This window comes from Christiangramia flava JLT2011 (assembly GCF_001951155.1).
GTDB lineage: Bacteria > Bacteroidota > Bacteroidia > Flavobacteriales > Flavobacteriaceae > Christiangramia > Christiangramia flava.
Window position 1 is genome coordinate 329,834 of sequence record NZ_CP016359.1, and the last position, 14,786, is coordinate 344,619.

The 14,786-nt window shown below is 42.1% G+C and carries 10 protein-coding genes; all 10 read right to left on the reverse strand.

What is annotated here, in order from left to right; genetic code table 11:
- Window positions 1–15 precede the first annotated feature (15 nt).
- The 10 genes from GRFL_RS01330 to GRFL_RS01375 are packed head-to-tail and all read right to left on the reverse strand — an operon-like array spanning window position 16 to window position 14,763.
- Complete coding sequence (locus GRFL_RS01330; protein ID WP_083642790.1) at window positions 16–978, reverse strand: glycoside hydrolase family 43 protein; 963 nt, start codon at window positions 976–978, stop codon at window positions 16–18.
- A gap of 12 nt (window positions 979–990) precedes the next feature.
- Window positions 991–2,307, reverse strand: coding sequence for a sugar MFS transporter (locus GRFL_RS01335; protein WP_083642792.1), 1,317 nt, complete (start codon window positions 2,305–2,307; stop codon window positions 991–993).
- Between the two features lie 4 nt (window positions 2,308–2,311).
- On the reverse strand, window positions 2,312–4,609 hold the full coding sequence (locus GRFL_RS01340) for a GH92 family glycosyl hydrolase (RefSeq protein WP_083642794.1): 2,298 nt from the start codon (window positions 4,607–4,609) through the stop codon (window positions 2,312–2,314).
- Window positions 4,610–4,623: 14 nt separating this feature from the next.
- Window positions 4,624–5,544, reverse strand: coding sequence for an ROK family protein (locus GRFL_RS01345; protein WP_083642796.1), 921 nt, complete (start codon window positions 5,542–5,544; stop codon window positions 4,624–4,626).
- A 55-nt stretch (window positions 5,545–5,599) separates the two neighbouring features.
- Window positions 5,600–7,033 carry a glycoside hydrolase family 125 protein gene (locus GRFL_RS01350; protein ID WP_083642798.1) on the reverse strand — a complete coding sequence of 478 codons (1,434 nt, stop codon included), beginning with the start codon at window positions 7,031–7,033 and terminating at the stop codon, window positions 5,600–5,602.
- An 8-nt stretch (window positions 7,034–7,041) separates the two neighbouring features.
- A complete protein-coding gene (locus GRFL_RS01355; protein WP_236995854.1) occupies window positions 7,042–8,994 on the reverse strand; it encodes a glycoside hydrolase family 97 protein in 1,953 nt (650 codons plus the stop codon).
- Between the two features lie 34 nt (window positions 8,995–9,028).
- Window positions 9,029–9,706 carry a basic secretory protein-like protein gene (locus GRFL_RS01360; RefSeq protein WP_083645910.1) on the reverse strand — a complete coding sequence of 226 codons (678 nt, stop codon included), beginning with the start codon at window positions 9,704–9,706 and terminating at the stop codon, window positions 9,029–9,031.
- A gap of 9 nt (window positions 9,707–9,715) precedes the next feature.
- Window positions 9,716–12,025: a GH92 family glycosyl hydrolase gene (locus tag GRFL_RS01365; protein WP_341475762.1), complete on the reverse strand. Its 2,310-nt coding sequence runs from the start codon at window positions 12,023–12,025 to the stop codon at window positions 9,716–9,718.
- Between the two features lie 27 nt (window positions 12,026–12,052).
- Complete coding sequence (locus tag GRFL_RS01370; RefSeq protein ID WP_083642802.1) at window positions 12,053–12,550, reverse strand: DUF3859 domain-containing protein; 498 nt, start codon at window positions 12,548–12,550, stop codon at window positions 12,053–12,055.
- Between the two features lie 17 nt (window positions 12,551–12,567).
- Window positions 12,568–14,763, reverse strand: a complete 2,196-nt coding sequence (locus GRFL_RS01375) for a type 1 glutamine amidotransferase family protein (protein WP_083642804.1) — start codon at window positions 14,761–14,763, stop codon at window positions 12,568–12,570.
- Window positions 14,764–14,786: the final 23 nt, after the last annotated feature.

The window sequence follows — 14,786 nt, forward strand, 5'->3', positions numbered from 1 at the left end:
AGTAATTCTAATCGTTTATTTTTCTTTAGTAAGGTCCACGCCTTCGTTGGTAATGATAACCGGCTTGATAAAACCGTCTTCATCGAAATACATTCTTTCAATACAGGTAACTCTTGAGTTCCCATCGGTTTCGGTTAGTGGTCTGCGGTGATATACAATATAATAATCATCATTATCAGGATTCTGAATTATGGAATGATGCCCGGCACCAGTCGCGATATTCATATCCTGTTTCAGAATAGTTCCCACTCTTTCGAAAGGTCCCAAAGGAGAATCGGCAATGGCGTAAGCCACGCTATAATCCGGTCCTGTCCAGCCACCTTCAGACCACATGAAGTAATATTTCCCGTCGCGCTTAAACATGAATGGACCTTCCACATATTTATCTGGAGTTACTTCTTTAAAAACGGTTCCGTCTTCAAAAGGAACAAAATCGGTAAAATCATCATTCATCTTGGCAACGTTGCAATGTCTCCATCCGCCGTAAAACATGTAATAATCATCGCCGTCCTTGTATACGAACTGGTCTATTGGCTGTGCTCCATTGTGAAATTTCCCAATCAGCGGTTCACCCAAAAGATCTTTAAAAGGTCCCTGAGGCTGATCGGCAACCGCGACTCCAATTCCGCCTAACTCCTCATCGCTCTGGATATCATTCGCGGCAAAGAACAGGTAATATTTATCTTCTTTGGAAATGATCGCCGGAGCCCACATGGCTTTTTCAGCCCATTTAACTTCGGAAGTATCGATGATTCGGTGATGATATTCCCAATTTACCAGGTCATCTGAAGAAAACGCGTCCATGAAAACCTGCTTTTCATATGGTGCAGAATAGGTTGGATATATCCAGTATTTGCCGTCAAAAACGGTTCCTTCAGGATCTGCATACCAACCCGGAAAAACCGGGTTATTCTGTGCTTCGGAATGTATTCCGCAGAAAATAACAGCGGCCACAAACAGTATTTTTTTGAAATTCATATTGAAATATACTTAAATAGCTACTTCTCTCGATTTGTTCTTCAATCCGTAGAAGAAAATATAGGCATAACTCACGATTACGATCAGGAACGCGATATCAAATCCGTATGAATCGGTTAAATAGCCAAAAGTTGGCGGGATCACCGCTCCTCCAACGATCATGGTACAAAGTATTCCAGATCCCTGGGGTTTATCGTTTCCGAGACCATCCAGCGCCAGACTGAAAATCGTCGGGAACATGATCGAGTTGAAAAGCCCCACGGCGATAAGTGTCCACATCGCCACCAGTCCTGTAGACATCGAGGAGATCAGGATCATCGCTACCGCACCCAATGCGAAACCTAAAAGAACTTTCGCCGGATTGATCAATTTGGTTAAATACGAACCTATGAATCTACCGATCATCGCACCCGTCCAGTAGAAAGTTACAAAAACCCCTACTACCGCCATATCGCTGGAAGTGGTGATTCCCGAACTTAGAACCCATTCAGCTATAGTTTCCATAAAAGGAGTGTTTCGTACTGTTTCAGCGAGATTGAGCGTCAGGAAATAATTTACCATATAACTCCCTAAAGCAACTTCGGCTCCTACATAAAAGAAGATCCCAAGCGCTCCCATCATCAAATTACGGTTTTTGAGGACTCCGCGATAATCGTTTGACGCCGCGGTATCCCCGATCTTCGGAAGATTCACAAATACGAACACTAAGGCAATTACCCCGATAAATGCTGCAATTCCAAGAAACGGAACCTGGACTGCTGCCGCTTCGTTGATATAGTAATCGGTACGGGCTGCTTCTCCAAGGGCTTCAATCTCACCAGTGGTCATCACTTTATCCTTCAGAATAAATAATGCCCCGATCGCCGGAGCGATAGCAGTTCCCAGAGAATTAAATGCCTGAGATAAATTTAATCGGCTTGATGCCGTCCTTTCCGGACCAAGTACGGTGACATATGGATTTGCCGCTACCTGCAATACGGTAATTCCCGCGGCCAGCATAAAATAAGCCAGCATGAATATTCCGAAAACGCGCATAGATGCCGCCGGGTAAAAAAGCAGGCAGCCCACTCCCATTGTAACCAGCCCCAGAATAATTCCGCGTTTATAACCAATTTTTGAAAGGATATATCCCGCCGGGATCGATAAGACGAAATAGGCTCCGAAAAAGGCAAATTGCACCATTCCGGCCTGGAAATAACTTAAGGTAAAGACTTCTTTGAGTCTTGGAATTAACGAATCTACCAGTACCGTAATGAATCCCCAAAGGAAAAACAGGACGGTTAAAAATATAAAGGCAGTTCGGTAAGATTTATTTTGATTTTGATCCATTTACTTAATCGTTAGCTGTTGAAAAAGAATACGGGAAGTCTTCTTTTTTAGTTCCACGTTGTTTGTTTGGCTCTGGTCCCATTTCATATTTTATGGTCGCTCCCTTCATTAATTCGGAATGTTCCAGATAGTTCTTATCGTACACTTTTCCGTTTACGGTCATCTTCTGAATGTAGATATTCTTATCTGAATTTTCAGGCGCATTGATCTGTACCTTCTTTCCGTTTTCCAGGTTGATCGTGATATATTTAAACAAAGGCGCTCCCAAAACGTACTGATCTACCGCCGGTGTTACCGGATAGAATCCCATTGCTGAAAACACATACCAGGCTGAAGTTTGCCCGTTATCCTCGTCACCACAATACCCATCTGGAGTTGCCATATACATCCTGTCCATGGTTTCTCTAACCCATTTCTGAGTTTTCCATGGCGCTCCGGCATAATTGTATAAATAGATCATATGCTGAATTGGCTGATTTCCGTGGGCATACTGTCCCATATCGGCGATCTGCATTTCACGAATCTCGTGGATCACTCCGCCATAAACACTTTCATCAAAAACTGGGGGCATGGAGAAAACCGAATCCAGTTTCTGAACGAATTTCTCTTTTCCGCCAATCAGATCAACAAGTCCCTGAACATCGTGAAAAACCGACCAGCTATAGTGCCAGCTGTTCCCCTCAGTAAAAGGATTCCCCCATTTGAACGGATTGAAATCTTCCTGCCAACTGCCATCTTCATTTTTTCCGCGCATCAATCCGTAGCCTGGATCGAAAAGATTTTTATAATTCATACTGCGCTCTTTGTAGATCTCGATCTCTTTTTTCGGTTTCCCGATCGCTTTTCCGAATTGATAGATCGCAAAATCGTCATATGCATACTCCAGCGTTCGGGCAGCACTTTCATTCACGCCCACATCGTAAGGCACATAACCAAGATCGTTGTAGTATGGAGCTCCGGCACGCCCAACGGCCGTCATTGGCCCTTCATTGTTGGCACCGTTTACGAGCGCATCCCAAAGGGTTTCCGTATCATAACCTCTAAGACCTTTGATATAAGCATCGGCCACTACAGAGGCGGAGTTGTTACCCACCATGATATTGGCGTAACCCGGGCTCGACCATTCCGGTAACCAGCCACCTTCTTTAAAATCATTAGCCAGACCCGCCTGCATTTCTTTATTGATAGAAGGGTAGGCAAGATTTAAGAATGGATACAAGGCGCGGAAAGTATCCCAGAAACCAGTACCGGCGAACATATATCCAGGAAGGATCTTACCGTTATAAGGGCTCCAGTGAACGATCTCGTCGTCTTTGTTGATCTCGTATAATTTATTCGGAAAGAATAATGTTCTGTATAAACAGGAATAGAATGTTTGAAATTGTTCCACGGTTCCACCGCCTACTTCAATCCGTCCTAATTTTTCATTCCACAGATCACGGGCTTTTTGCTTGGTTGTTTCAAAATCATTTGAAGCGATCTCTCTGTCCAGGTTCAATTCCGCCTGCTCAAAACTGATGAAAGAAGATGCCACTTTTGCATTGATCACTTCACCATCTTTGGTTTTAAAACCTACAATAGCTCCGGCATGATCAGCTTCCATCTCGGCCTGACCCTTTGCAAGGTTCTCCCCTTCCCAGGTATTTATATTATCAAAAGGCTTATCAAACTGAATAACGAAATAGTTCTTAAAATCTGTCAGTTTTCCACGGGCATATTTCGTGGTGTACCCGATGATCTTGTTTTCCTCAGGAATCACTTTTACATAAGATCCCTTATCAAAAGGATCGATCACTACGTATGAACTGTCAGATTCAGGAAAAGTAAATTTGAATTGTGCCGCACGCTCAGTTGGTGTTAATTCCACAGTCACATCATGATCTGCCAGATAAACCTTGTAGTAATACGGAGTAGAAACTTCCGCTTTATGTGAGAACCAGCTGGCGCGATCATCCTGATTGAATTTCATTCCGCCAGTCACAGGCATCAATGAAAACTGACCATAATCGTTCATCCAGGGAGATGGCTGGTGAGTCTGCTTGAAACCGCGGATCTTTTCAGCATCATAGGTATATGCCCAACCATGACCCATTGGCCCGGTTTGCGGCGTCCAGAAGTTCATTCCCCATGGCACTGCCACGGCAGGATACGTATTACCATTTGATAATCCAGGGCTCGAATCGGTCCCCATCAGCGGATTCACATAATCTACCGGATTCTCTACCTTTTCCAGTATAGTTTTCTGGGCTTGTGTAATATTAAAACATACTAGCGCCAGAATGATAAAGTTTAATTTTTTCATTTTTCTAATTCAGTTTAAATAGCAGGTAAATTATTTTTGATCTTGTTCCAGAACGGTTCATTGAAAAGGTAAGAAGAACCAATTATCCCGGCTTCTTCGGTATTTTCAACAATTGCCACAGGAACCTCGCGATTATTGCTTTTCCACTTCTTCAAGACAGAAGGCATGAACAGATCATGCGATTTGGCAATGCTTCCGCCTAAAACAAGGAGATCAGCATCAAAATTCTGAAGATGCGGCAAAAGGAAATTGCTCATGTTTTCAGCAAATTCCTCAAATATTTCGGTAGTATCAATTTTCTTGTTCTTAACCAGGTCCTTCACGCCGCCTACTCCATTTTTTCCAGAGATCTGCTGATATTTTGAAATGAACCAGCGCGTGGAAAAATAATCGTCAGCGATGCCGTCCTGGAAATCCTTGTCCCAAAGACAACCGTCTTCCGGCACATCTTTTTGATTGACAAGCGGAATGTTGTCTTCTAAGAATGCGGCACCAAAACCGGTTCCCAGAGTGATCGCAACCACACGGTGACTGTTTTTGGTCCTGTTAATAAGCGTTCCTCCTACTCCAAAAGAAGTCGCGTCATTTAAAAAACGAATGGGCAATTCTTTTGAAAAATAGTGCGGAAGCTCTTCTTTTACCGAAACCCCGTAAAGGCTCTCATATTTGTCATTTCTTTCAAAAAGGGCAACACCCTCTTTATATCTGAAAGGTCCTGGCATGGCTATTCCCACACCCAGGATTTCCTGATCTTTTACCGGCTCAATACTCTGATTGATGACCCTAGACCAGTTCTTGAAAATTTCTTCTTTTGAGGCCTTATTGTTCACGTCGCCATGAAAGTAGGAGCCGGGAATGATTTCCGACTTCTCCATATCAACAGCCGCACTGCTAATGTGACTTCCTCCTATATCAACTCCAATGGCTATTGGCATTTTGCTTTGTCTTTTTATGGTGTTTAGATTTTCGATTCGGTTTAGTAGGGTTGGTTTAAGTTAAAAGTTCCGGGTTCTCCTTATAGGTCTTCCAAAGAAATTCTCCGAAAAGTGTATTGGCCCAGGCAAACCAGGAACGAGAAAAGTTCTTTGGATCATCCTTATGAAAAGATTCATGCATGAACCCGGTTTCACCATGAGTATTCTTTAATGTCTCAGTACATTTTTTGATCTCGTCATGATCAAGGCTGGTTAAACCTTTCATGGTAAGAGACATTGGCCAGATCATATCCATTCCCACGTGCGGTCCGCCAATACCTTCAGCAGCTTTACCGCGGAAGAAAAACGGATTGTCTTCAGACCAGATGAATTTTCTGGTATTCTCGTACACTTCATCATCATGCGTGATCGCATCGAGGTAAGGCAGCGATAATAAACTTGGCACATTGGCATCATCCATCATCAGTTTATTTCCGAAGCCATCGATTTCAAAAGCATAGATCTTTCCGTATTTTTCATGCTCAACGATCGCATATTCATGCAACGCATTTTCCACTTCTTTGCTTAAGCTTTCCATTTCTGAAGCGGTTTCGCTATCTCCCGAAAGCTCTCTCAACATTTCTGCAGCCTGGTTCAGGCTCACCACGGCAAAGAAATTGGAAGGAACTAAAAATGAAAATACTGTCGCATCATCACTAGGCCTAAATGCCGAACAGATCAGTCCAACTGGATTCACAGGATAACCATAACCTCTCAAAGCACGCGTATCTGTTGCATGTGGCGTTTCCCTCATAAAAGAGTACTCCCCGCGATCTTCTTTTTGCTGCTGATCCTTGAAAACGGATAAAATAGATTTCATCGCTTTTTGCCAGTCTTCATCAAATGGACTGGTATCGCCGGTAGTTTTCCAGTAATTGTATCCCAGCCTAATTGGATAACACAGCGAATCGATCTCCCATTTACGTTCGTGAACTCCCGGTTTCATATCGGTCAAATCACTCGCCCATTCTCCAACTTTGGTCGGATCATCGTAAAAAGCATTGGCATACGGGTCTTTCAGAATATAGCTCGTCTGGCGATTTACCACACCAGCTATCAGGTTCTGTAATTTTTTATCCTCACCAGCGAAAGCCATATATGGCCAAACCTGGGCAGAACTATCTCGAAGCCACATAGCATCGATGTCACCCGTGATTACGTAAGTGTCAGGCTTTCCATTCTTTTCGGTATAAGTAACCGTGGTATCTAGAGTATTTGGAAAGCAATTATTGAATAGCCATCCCAACTCTTCATCTTTTACATTCTTCTGAAATTCCTTGATCGCCTTTTCGATCACCTTGCTCTGGAAATTTCTTTCACTTTCTGCCACACGAACGATCGGGAAATCTTTTGATCCAAAAACCGGATTTCCACCGATCATCTCCAGAGGATTCAACATTGCCAGTCCTCCTGCAAGTGCCGTATTCTGTATAAATAATCTTCTTTTCATTCTAATAATTATTCCACTTCGGAAATGACTGCTGCCCAGCCGCCATTCCGAACCATCTTGATTTTATAATGTGTATTTAAGTCTAATTCTTTATTTATCTTTTTATAATCCATTGCCTGTCTCGCGGAATTCATCCCGTCTTCAAAAGAAGTCATCGTATAGCCTTTTCCTTCTGAAAGGAAATCAAAATCGATCTCGAAATCCTGGTCCTGGTCGGTGCCATTCATTCCGCCAATAAACCATTGGTTTCCTTTACGTTTGGCGACGATCACATTCATACCAATTTCCGCATTTAAAACAATGGTTTCATCCCAGGTGGTAGGAACAGAAGTAATGAATTGGGTACAATCCCGGTTTTTATAATAGTTGGTAGGATTATCGGCAAGCATCTGAAGACCGCTTTCAAAAACCACGAAAAGTGCCATTTGATAAGCCCTTGTTCCTATTGATGCCGAATTTGGCCTTCTGCTGAAATAATATTCGGGCTGCATGCTGATCATCGCGCCCGGAGTATAATCCATTGCGCCGACCGCATTTCTCATAAACGGAAAATAGATGCTGTTTTCAGGCTTTGCCCTTCCCATTTGCTCCATGCCCAGAACCCCTTCATAAGAAAGAATGTTCGGGTAGCTATATTCCAGGCCGGCAGGTTTGAAAGAACCATGAAAATCTACGAACATCTCATGCTCGGCAGCTTTTTTCGCTACTTTTTCATAATAATTGACCATCCACTGGTCGCTGCGATCCATAAAATCGATTTTTACCCCGGCAATTCCCCATTCGTGGAATTTTTCGAACAACTCCATATTCTTATCTACTGTAAGCCAGGTAAGCCACAGCACAATATCCACATTTTTATTCTTTCCGTATTCGATCAATTCAAAAAGATCAATATCCGGATTGGGAGTATAAGGATCGGTAGTAGATTTTGCCCATCCTTCATCCATGATGATATAGGAAATACCAAATTCCGAAGCGAAATCTATAAAATACTTATAGGTTTCTTCATTGAAACCTGAGACAAAATCTACATTATAAGGCGATGCACCATTCCACCACTCCCAGCTCACCTGCCCGGGACGGATCCAATGGGTATCCTGTAATTTTGACTTTTCTGCAAGTTTAGCAGTCATAGTGTTTTTGACAATGGCAGCATCATCTTCAGAAATCACGAAATATCGCCATGGCAGATTCCTGGTACCTTCTGTTTTCGCGATATAATCAGCTTCTTTTGTGATCTTAACGCTACGGTCGCCGTCATCTCCAAATTCTAACGGAACCTTTGGAAAAACTGCTTTTAAATAATCTTTCGAATTTCCTTTTAAAAATATGGCTGGATAATCCCGAAGATCAGATTCTGAAATAAGTACATTGATCTTTCCGGACTCGATAAGAACCGGCAAGGTCGCCATTTCAGTTTCTGAATTGAATTCAGCAGTATTTAAATGAGTGTACGGATTTTCGTAGGACGTTTTAAAGGATCCGGTTTGCTGAAGATGCGCCGTTCCAGGCTGTGCCATGTTTAGTTCTACTACTTCGTCCAGAACTTCAATGTTGCCTGGTTTATTCAGTATAAACCGATAGGCAAATCCGTCATTATACGCCCGGAATTCAACTGAAAAATCATTCTTAAAATTCAGTCGAACAAGATGGTATTCGTTTTTAATTTCAGAAAATTTAAGCGGTACAACGGGGCTGAAACTTTCAGAAACCTGATCTTTTTCTGTACCCCTTAATTTTGGCTTTTCGCCAAGAATTTCATTTCGTAGTTGAAGCTGAATTCGATTTTTGGTAAATACCGGCTGATCTTTTAGAAAAACAGAATAATAAAGCTGCTCGCCGACTTCAATTTCCACTTTTAAATTTCCATCTGGAGATGATAGTTTAATGGTCTTTGCCTGCGCTGAAATAGCGAACAGCATTAGAAAAACGGAAATGCAGATTTTATTCAGATTCTTCAAATTATAATCTTTTAATTATTACATGATTTTCAAATTATGACAATGATGGGTCCTGGCTATACTCAGCCCATAATTCATCTACGCTATGACCGGTATATTCCGTCCATAATTCAGGTTTATAAGTTTTTTCACGCAGGTGCTTATCTAGTTTTTTCACCAGTTTTTTATCATAATTTTTTTCTACCCAGATCAGAAATCTGGCTGTAATTCGATAAGCATTGGTATAGTGCGCTTTTTCATTATAATCTGGCAGAGACCAGCCACCTTCAGCATTCGCAATTCCATATTCTGACCGAACATAATCTGCGATCCCTTCCGTTAGCCAGCCAGGTCCGCTTCCATTTGGGTAAGATTGTACGATATGCATCACTTCGTGCGTGATCATATCAAAATCCAAAGGCATTTTTTTCAGCCACTTGGAACTGATCGTTACTTTGCCATTATTGGCATAAGCCACTCCTCCATAAGCGGTATCGATCTCAACCGTCACATGTTCAATGGAGTTTTTATTGAAATCTTTAACCAGTTTTGGATAAACTTTGAAAAATGTGTTTACCAGACCGTCTTTTGTGTCTGGGTTTAAGTCCGGATCCTGATTGATGAAAGTAAGCTCATAGCCTTTCTTTTTAAAGTTTTCGGTACCCTGAGCAAAAACAGTAATTCCTGTAAACAGAACTAATGTGATGGTAAATAGCAATGGTAATTTTTTCATATTCATTTTTTATTTTGAATTCTTTGTCAGTGAAAAAGGCTTGTCTTCAGCTGCAGTTCCTCTTTGTTTGTTTGGCTTATCATCCATCTCGAAATGGATCTTCCCACCTTTTTGAATTTCCTGGTATTCGATATAATTCCTGGTAAAAGTCCTGCCGCCAAATTCAGCCGACTCGATATAGACATTTTCCTTATTGTTATTTTCAGCTTCCACCACGAATTGATTTCCGTTTTCGAGAGTGATCGTGGCTTTTTCGAAAACCGGACTGCCAATAACATATTGATTGGTTCCGGGGCAAACACTGTAAAACCCAAGGGCGCTCAAAACATACCAGGAAGAAGTCTGGCCCTGGTCTTCGTCTCCAGGATAGCCATTTTCAGTATAATTATAGAGCTTATCCATTACGGTTCTTAGCTTTTCCTGAGCTTTCCATGGTTCACCGGAATAATTGTATAAATAGATCGCATGTTGGATTGGCTGATTGCCATGAGCATACTGGCCCATTTCTGCCATTTGCATTTCGGTCATTTCGTGGATCTTACCGCCATACGTTCCTACATTTACTTTATTGGAAACATTAAAAACAGAATCCAGCTTTTTATTGAAATTAATTTCTCCGCCCATAAGATCGATCAGGCCTTGTGGATCTTGAAAAACAGACCACAGGTAATGCCAGGCATTTCCTTCGGTAAAAGGTCCTCCCCATTCATAAGGATCAAAATTTTCGGTCCATTTGCCATTTTTCGATCTTCCCTGCATAAAGCCGGTTTTATCGTTATAGACATTTCTATAATTATACATTTGATCTCCGAAACGCTTTTTATAGAATTCATTTCCGGTCATGTCTGCCAGAGTATATCCGCAGAAATCGTCATAGGCGTATTCCAGAGTTTTGGCAGTTGATTCGCGGGTTTCGGGATAAGACACATAACCCAGAGTGTAATAATCTTTCCAGCCTTCGCGACCATTGGCGGGTCCCCAGGGGCCTTTATTAGTCGCTTCATGCCAGTAAGCCTCTAATGCTTCATCAGGATCGAAAGTTTGAATTCCTTTGGCCCAGGCATCAGCCAGCAAAGAGATCGCATGGTTCCCAACCATACTACCCGCCTCACTTGGAAATGACCAGGATGGTAACCAGCCGCACTGCTCATAGGCATCTAATAATGCCGAAACGTAACGTCCCTGCATTTCAGGATATAGCAGGGCATTTAAAGGAAACTGCGCACGGAATGTGTCCCAGAAACCCGTATCGGTATACATGTAGCCTTCATGGACTTTTCCGTCATACGGACTGTAATAATAAGGTTCCCCATTCTCATCTAACTCGTAAAATTTTCGTGAAAACAGGCTGGCTCGGAAAAAGCAGGAATAGAAAGTCTTGAACTGGTCTTCTGTTCCGCCTTCCACAGCAATTTTACTAAGATGCTTATTCCAGATATCTTTAGCCCTGGATTTGGTCTTTTCAAGATTTTTATCTCTTCCCAACTCCGTATCCAGATTTCTCTGAGCCTGTTCTAAACTGATGTATGAGGAAGCAATTTTTGCCTGAACTTCCTCTCCTGGCTTAAACTGAATGTACGCTCCGATTCCCTCACCTTCTTTTGAGGTTTCGTTTTCAAATCTTTCTGAATTTCTGTTTTCCCAGATACCTTCAGATTTAAACGATTTGTCAAACTGGATCACGAAGTAATTCTTCATGCCTTCAATGCGATCCATTCCCCGGCCATTACGAACATAGCCGGTAATCCTGTTATTTTTTGCATCAATTTTCACAGAACTTGTTCCCGTATATCCATCAAGAACGATCCAGGCATCTTTATTCTTCGGGAAAGTGAAACGCATATGCGCGCCTCTTTCAGTAGGAGAGAATTCAGTATTTACTCCATTTTCCAGCTGAACCTGGTAATAATATGGTTTTGCCGTTTCGTTTTCATGAGTGAATCTGGAAGCTCGCTGTTCATCGTTCAGCTTTAGCTCTCCGGTAACAGGCATCAGTGAAAAAACCGCATAGTCATTGCTCCAGGAACTACACTGGTGTGCCTGCTGAAATCCTCTAATTTCGTCTTTAAAATACTGGTATTTCCAGCCATCGCCATTGGCCCCTGTTTGCGGTGTCCAGGTATTCATCCCGAATGGCAAAGCCGTAGTAGGGTAAGTATTTCCTCGTGTTAGCTCAAATTTGGAATTGGTTCCCTGCAAGGTATTCACATAATCGGCAAGATCGCCTTTGGGCTTTTGAAAAGCCAAGGAAAATTTTACACAACCTAAAAGAATGAAAAGAAGTATTATTCTGGATTTCATAAAACTGAATGATGTCATAACTGACGTTTACTTGACGGATGAATATTACTGCAACTGAAAACTGCGCTCGTATAATTTTTGTCCCTGAACGAACATCTCATATTTCCACTCACCGGGCACCAACAGATACTGGCTGTTCAGCGCATAGGTTTCATGGTAATCCTGGTTGGTCTTTTTGTTGTTCACGTAACGAACTTCATTAAAAGATTCTCCCTTGTCATTGGTAATGGGTTTGGGAAAAGTCCACACGATCTCGACCTGAACCTCCTTAAACTCTGGAGATTTCAGCAGGTAATCTACTCCAAACCGTTGTCCCATTTCCATCGGAATAGTGTTGGTTTGCTCGATCAGGTAAAAATTGGAACTAATGTGGTGGGTCCCACTCGGGCTATTATTCATAGATTGAACCTGATCTATATTGACACTACAAATCCCATAGCCAAGATCAATTAAACTAATGTCTCCAACTCGATTGGCTGACTCTTTCTGGCTCGAACAGCCCAGCAAGACCAGACTTAATAAAAGGAAAATGATTTTTTTCATGATGGGTTAGTTTTAATTCATAATTGGAAAAACACCTGAATACCTTCCGGTGAGTTTTCAAAATTCAAATAATACGTTCGTGAATTTGCGTCCCAACTACTGCCTTTGGGTGTGATGGTTTCTTCTTCAGAATTTTTCAGTACAATACTTTTCGGGGCTTTCGGTAAGAATATCCGCAAACTGTTCATCGTGTTTTCAGGACTTTTACATTGAAAGGAAAAAGAATTCTCCTGCCATGTAATATTCGAAGCTCTTGCCGCTGTAGCTATAATCTTAGGCTGATTATTTTTATATACTTCTTCCAGATCATATAAAAAAGCTTCTTCACCTGGGGCAACGGTTTTTTGGGAAAGCACGGGGAGACGAGGATCAAATAGATCGACTACCGGTCCCTGAGCAAAATAGAGTTCGTCAGAAACACTTTCATCCATAACTGCAATGATCTTATAGGGACCGCGCTGTAAGGACAGGTGGTTAGTGAAGGAAAGTTTCTTACCCAGGCTTTCAAAAGCCGTTTCAATGGTTTCCACGAATTCCTTGTCCTGATTTTCCTTTAAAATAAATTCTTTCGGATCCTTCCGAAGGATGAATACTCTCCCCTCGCCCACTTTATAAGAGCCATCATTAAGATCTTCAGCCAGGCCTAGCATTTTGAACAAATTCTCTGAAGGCTTCTGAAATTTATTCCCGTTTTGATTCCACCATTCCATCACCTCCTGATATGGATCTTCATCTCTGCCCGTGAACACCAAAATACCACCGTTTTTAACCCATTTTTTCAGGTTTTCATGCACTTCTTCTGAAGAAGGTTTCATATTAGAATAGCTCACGATCAAAACCTTTATATCTTTCAAAGATTCCTGGTATCCCAGGTTTTCCATGTGTACAGTCTGTACTGGAATACCTCTTTTTAACAACGGAAGTGTTTGCCCGTAAAAATTGGAAAACTGCGGATCGTCATAACTGTCATGAGTTGGAAAGCGCTGAAACATGAGGGAATTTCCCATCAAAACGCCAATTCCGTTTTCACCGCTAACGAGATTTTCAGAAGCAGGCATTTCGTTGAGCGCATTGATCATTACCTGCATTTGGGTGGAATATACTTGTGGTATCAGTACTTTTTTATCAGTAAAGGCGACGCTATAAGGCTTGGTATAGATCCGTTCCGGCCAGGGCATGACTTCATAGTTATTCACCTGAGGGTATAATAATTGAGCGGCGAAGGTGGCCTGATAATTCCGTTTATAATCGTCCCAGGATTTCCTGCGATCCTCGATAGGATCGGTCAAAAAGAAGATTTTTCTTCCGGTAGGTGCGGTCATGGATACCATCGAACCGTACTCCAGGAATGCATTTTCAAAAGTACGCTCCTTCAAAACTCCATTGTAAAAAGTAGGCTCGCGAGAAGTACCGGTCCAAACCTGGGCTATATACCCATCTATTCCGGGAAGAGAAGCCAGGCTCGCTTCAGGACTTACAATAGCCCAGGAAGAATAGTTCACAAGGGAATGTGTGGGAATATATACTTTGACGTCCAGACCTTTCTTACGACCGTATTTTTTGGCATATCTGGAAACCTCATCGATCGTTCGATAGTACAGATGATACTTCAGTTTGTTAGACAGCCAGGTATTTTCAGGTGAAGTATGCTGGGGGCGCCATTCAAAATCGTAAAAATCTTTCCACTCCTCCTTAAAGGCACTACTGTAACCACCACGTGCCCAAAATTCAGGTTCTTCAAGATATATGGAAGTAATACCAGCATCGATCACGCGCTCAATCACCTGCTCTTTCATGTAATTCACGAAACTTTTTTGGGGAACGATATAAGGCACATTATGCCCGTGCCAGATGGTATCTCCATCTACCTCCACCTGTCCTTCATCCAAATGATTTTCTCCATCCCATTTTCCCAGGAAATAATCCTGATAGGAACCCCAGGCGATGCCGGTCATAAAATGGGCATTATACCCACGTTCTCTCCAGGAGCGAACGCGCTCTTCAAATCCTGAATTTTTATCGTGATCTGATGGATTTCCGTTAACACCATACACGATCGCAACATCGGCGCGAACATCGATCTGCGGAAGCCACTTGCTGGAGGTTTGAAAAGCTGTCTTTTCTTTCGTATTATTTTCAGGCTTTTTTTCCTGAGCAGTCGCGATAAGAGTCAATAAAATTGACAGACAGGTTAAGAGTATATTTTTAGGCATTCTGAAATATTTTGTAATGGAGC

Coding starts and splice junctions, on each gene's coding strand:
- GRFL_RS01330 (WP_083642790.1), bottom strand. CDS start 978: ATGAATTTCAAAAAAATACTGTTTGTGGCCGCTGTTATTTTCTGCGGA.
- GRFL_RS01335 (WP_083642792.1), bottom strand. CDS start 2,307: ATGGATCAAAATCAAAATAAATCTTACCGAACTGCCTTTATATTTTTA.
- GRFL_RS01340 (WP_083642794.1), bottom strand. CDS start 4,609: ATGAAAAAATTAAACTTTATCATTCTGGCGCTAGTATGTTTTAATATT.
- GRFL_RS01345 (WP_083642796.1), bottom strand. CDS start 5,544: ATGCCAATAGCCATTGGAGTTGATATAGGAGGAAGTCACATTAGCAGT.
- GRFL_RS01350 (WP_083642798.1), bottom strand. CDS start 7,033: ATGAAAAGAAGATTATTTATACAGAATACGGCACTTGCAGGAGGACTG.
- GRFL_RS01360 (WP_083645910.1), bottom strand. CDS start 9,706: ATGAAAAAATTACCATTGCTATTTACCATCACATTAGTTCTGTTTACA.
- GRFL_RS01365 (WP_341475762.1), bottom strand. CDS start 12,025: ATGACATCATTCAGTTTTATGAAATCCAGAATAATACTTCTTTTCATT.
- GRFL_RS01370 (WP_083642802.1), bottom strand. CDS start 12,550: ATGAAAAAAATCATTTTCCTTTTATTAAGTCTGGTCTTGCTGGGCTGT.
- GRFL_RS01375 (WP_083642804.1), bottom strand. CDS start 14,763: ATGCCTAAAAATATACTCTTAACCTGTCTGTCAATTTTATTGACTCTT.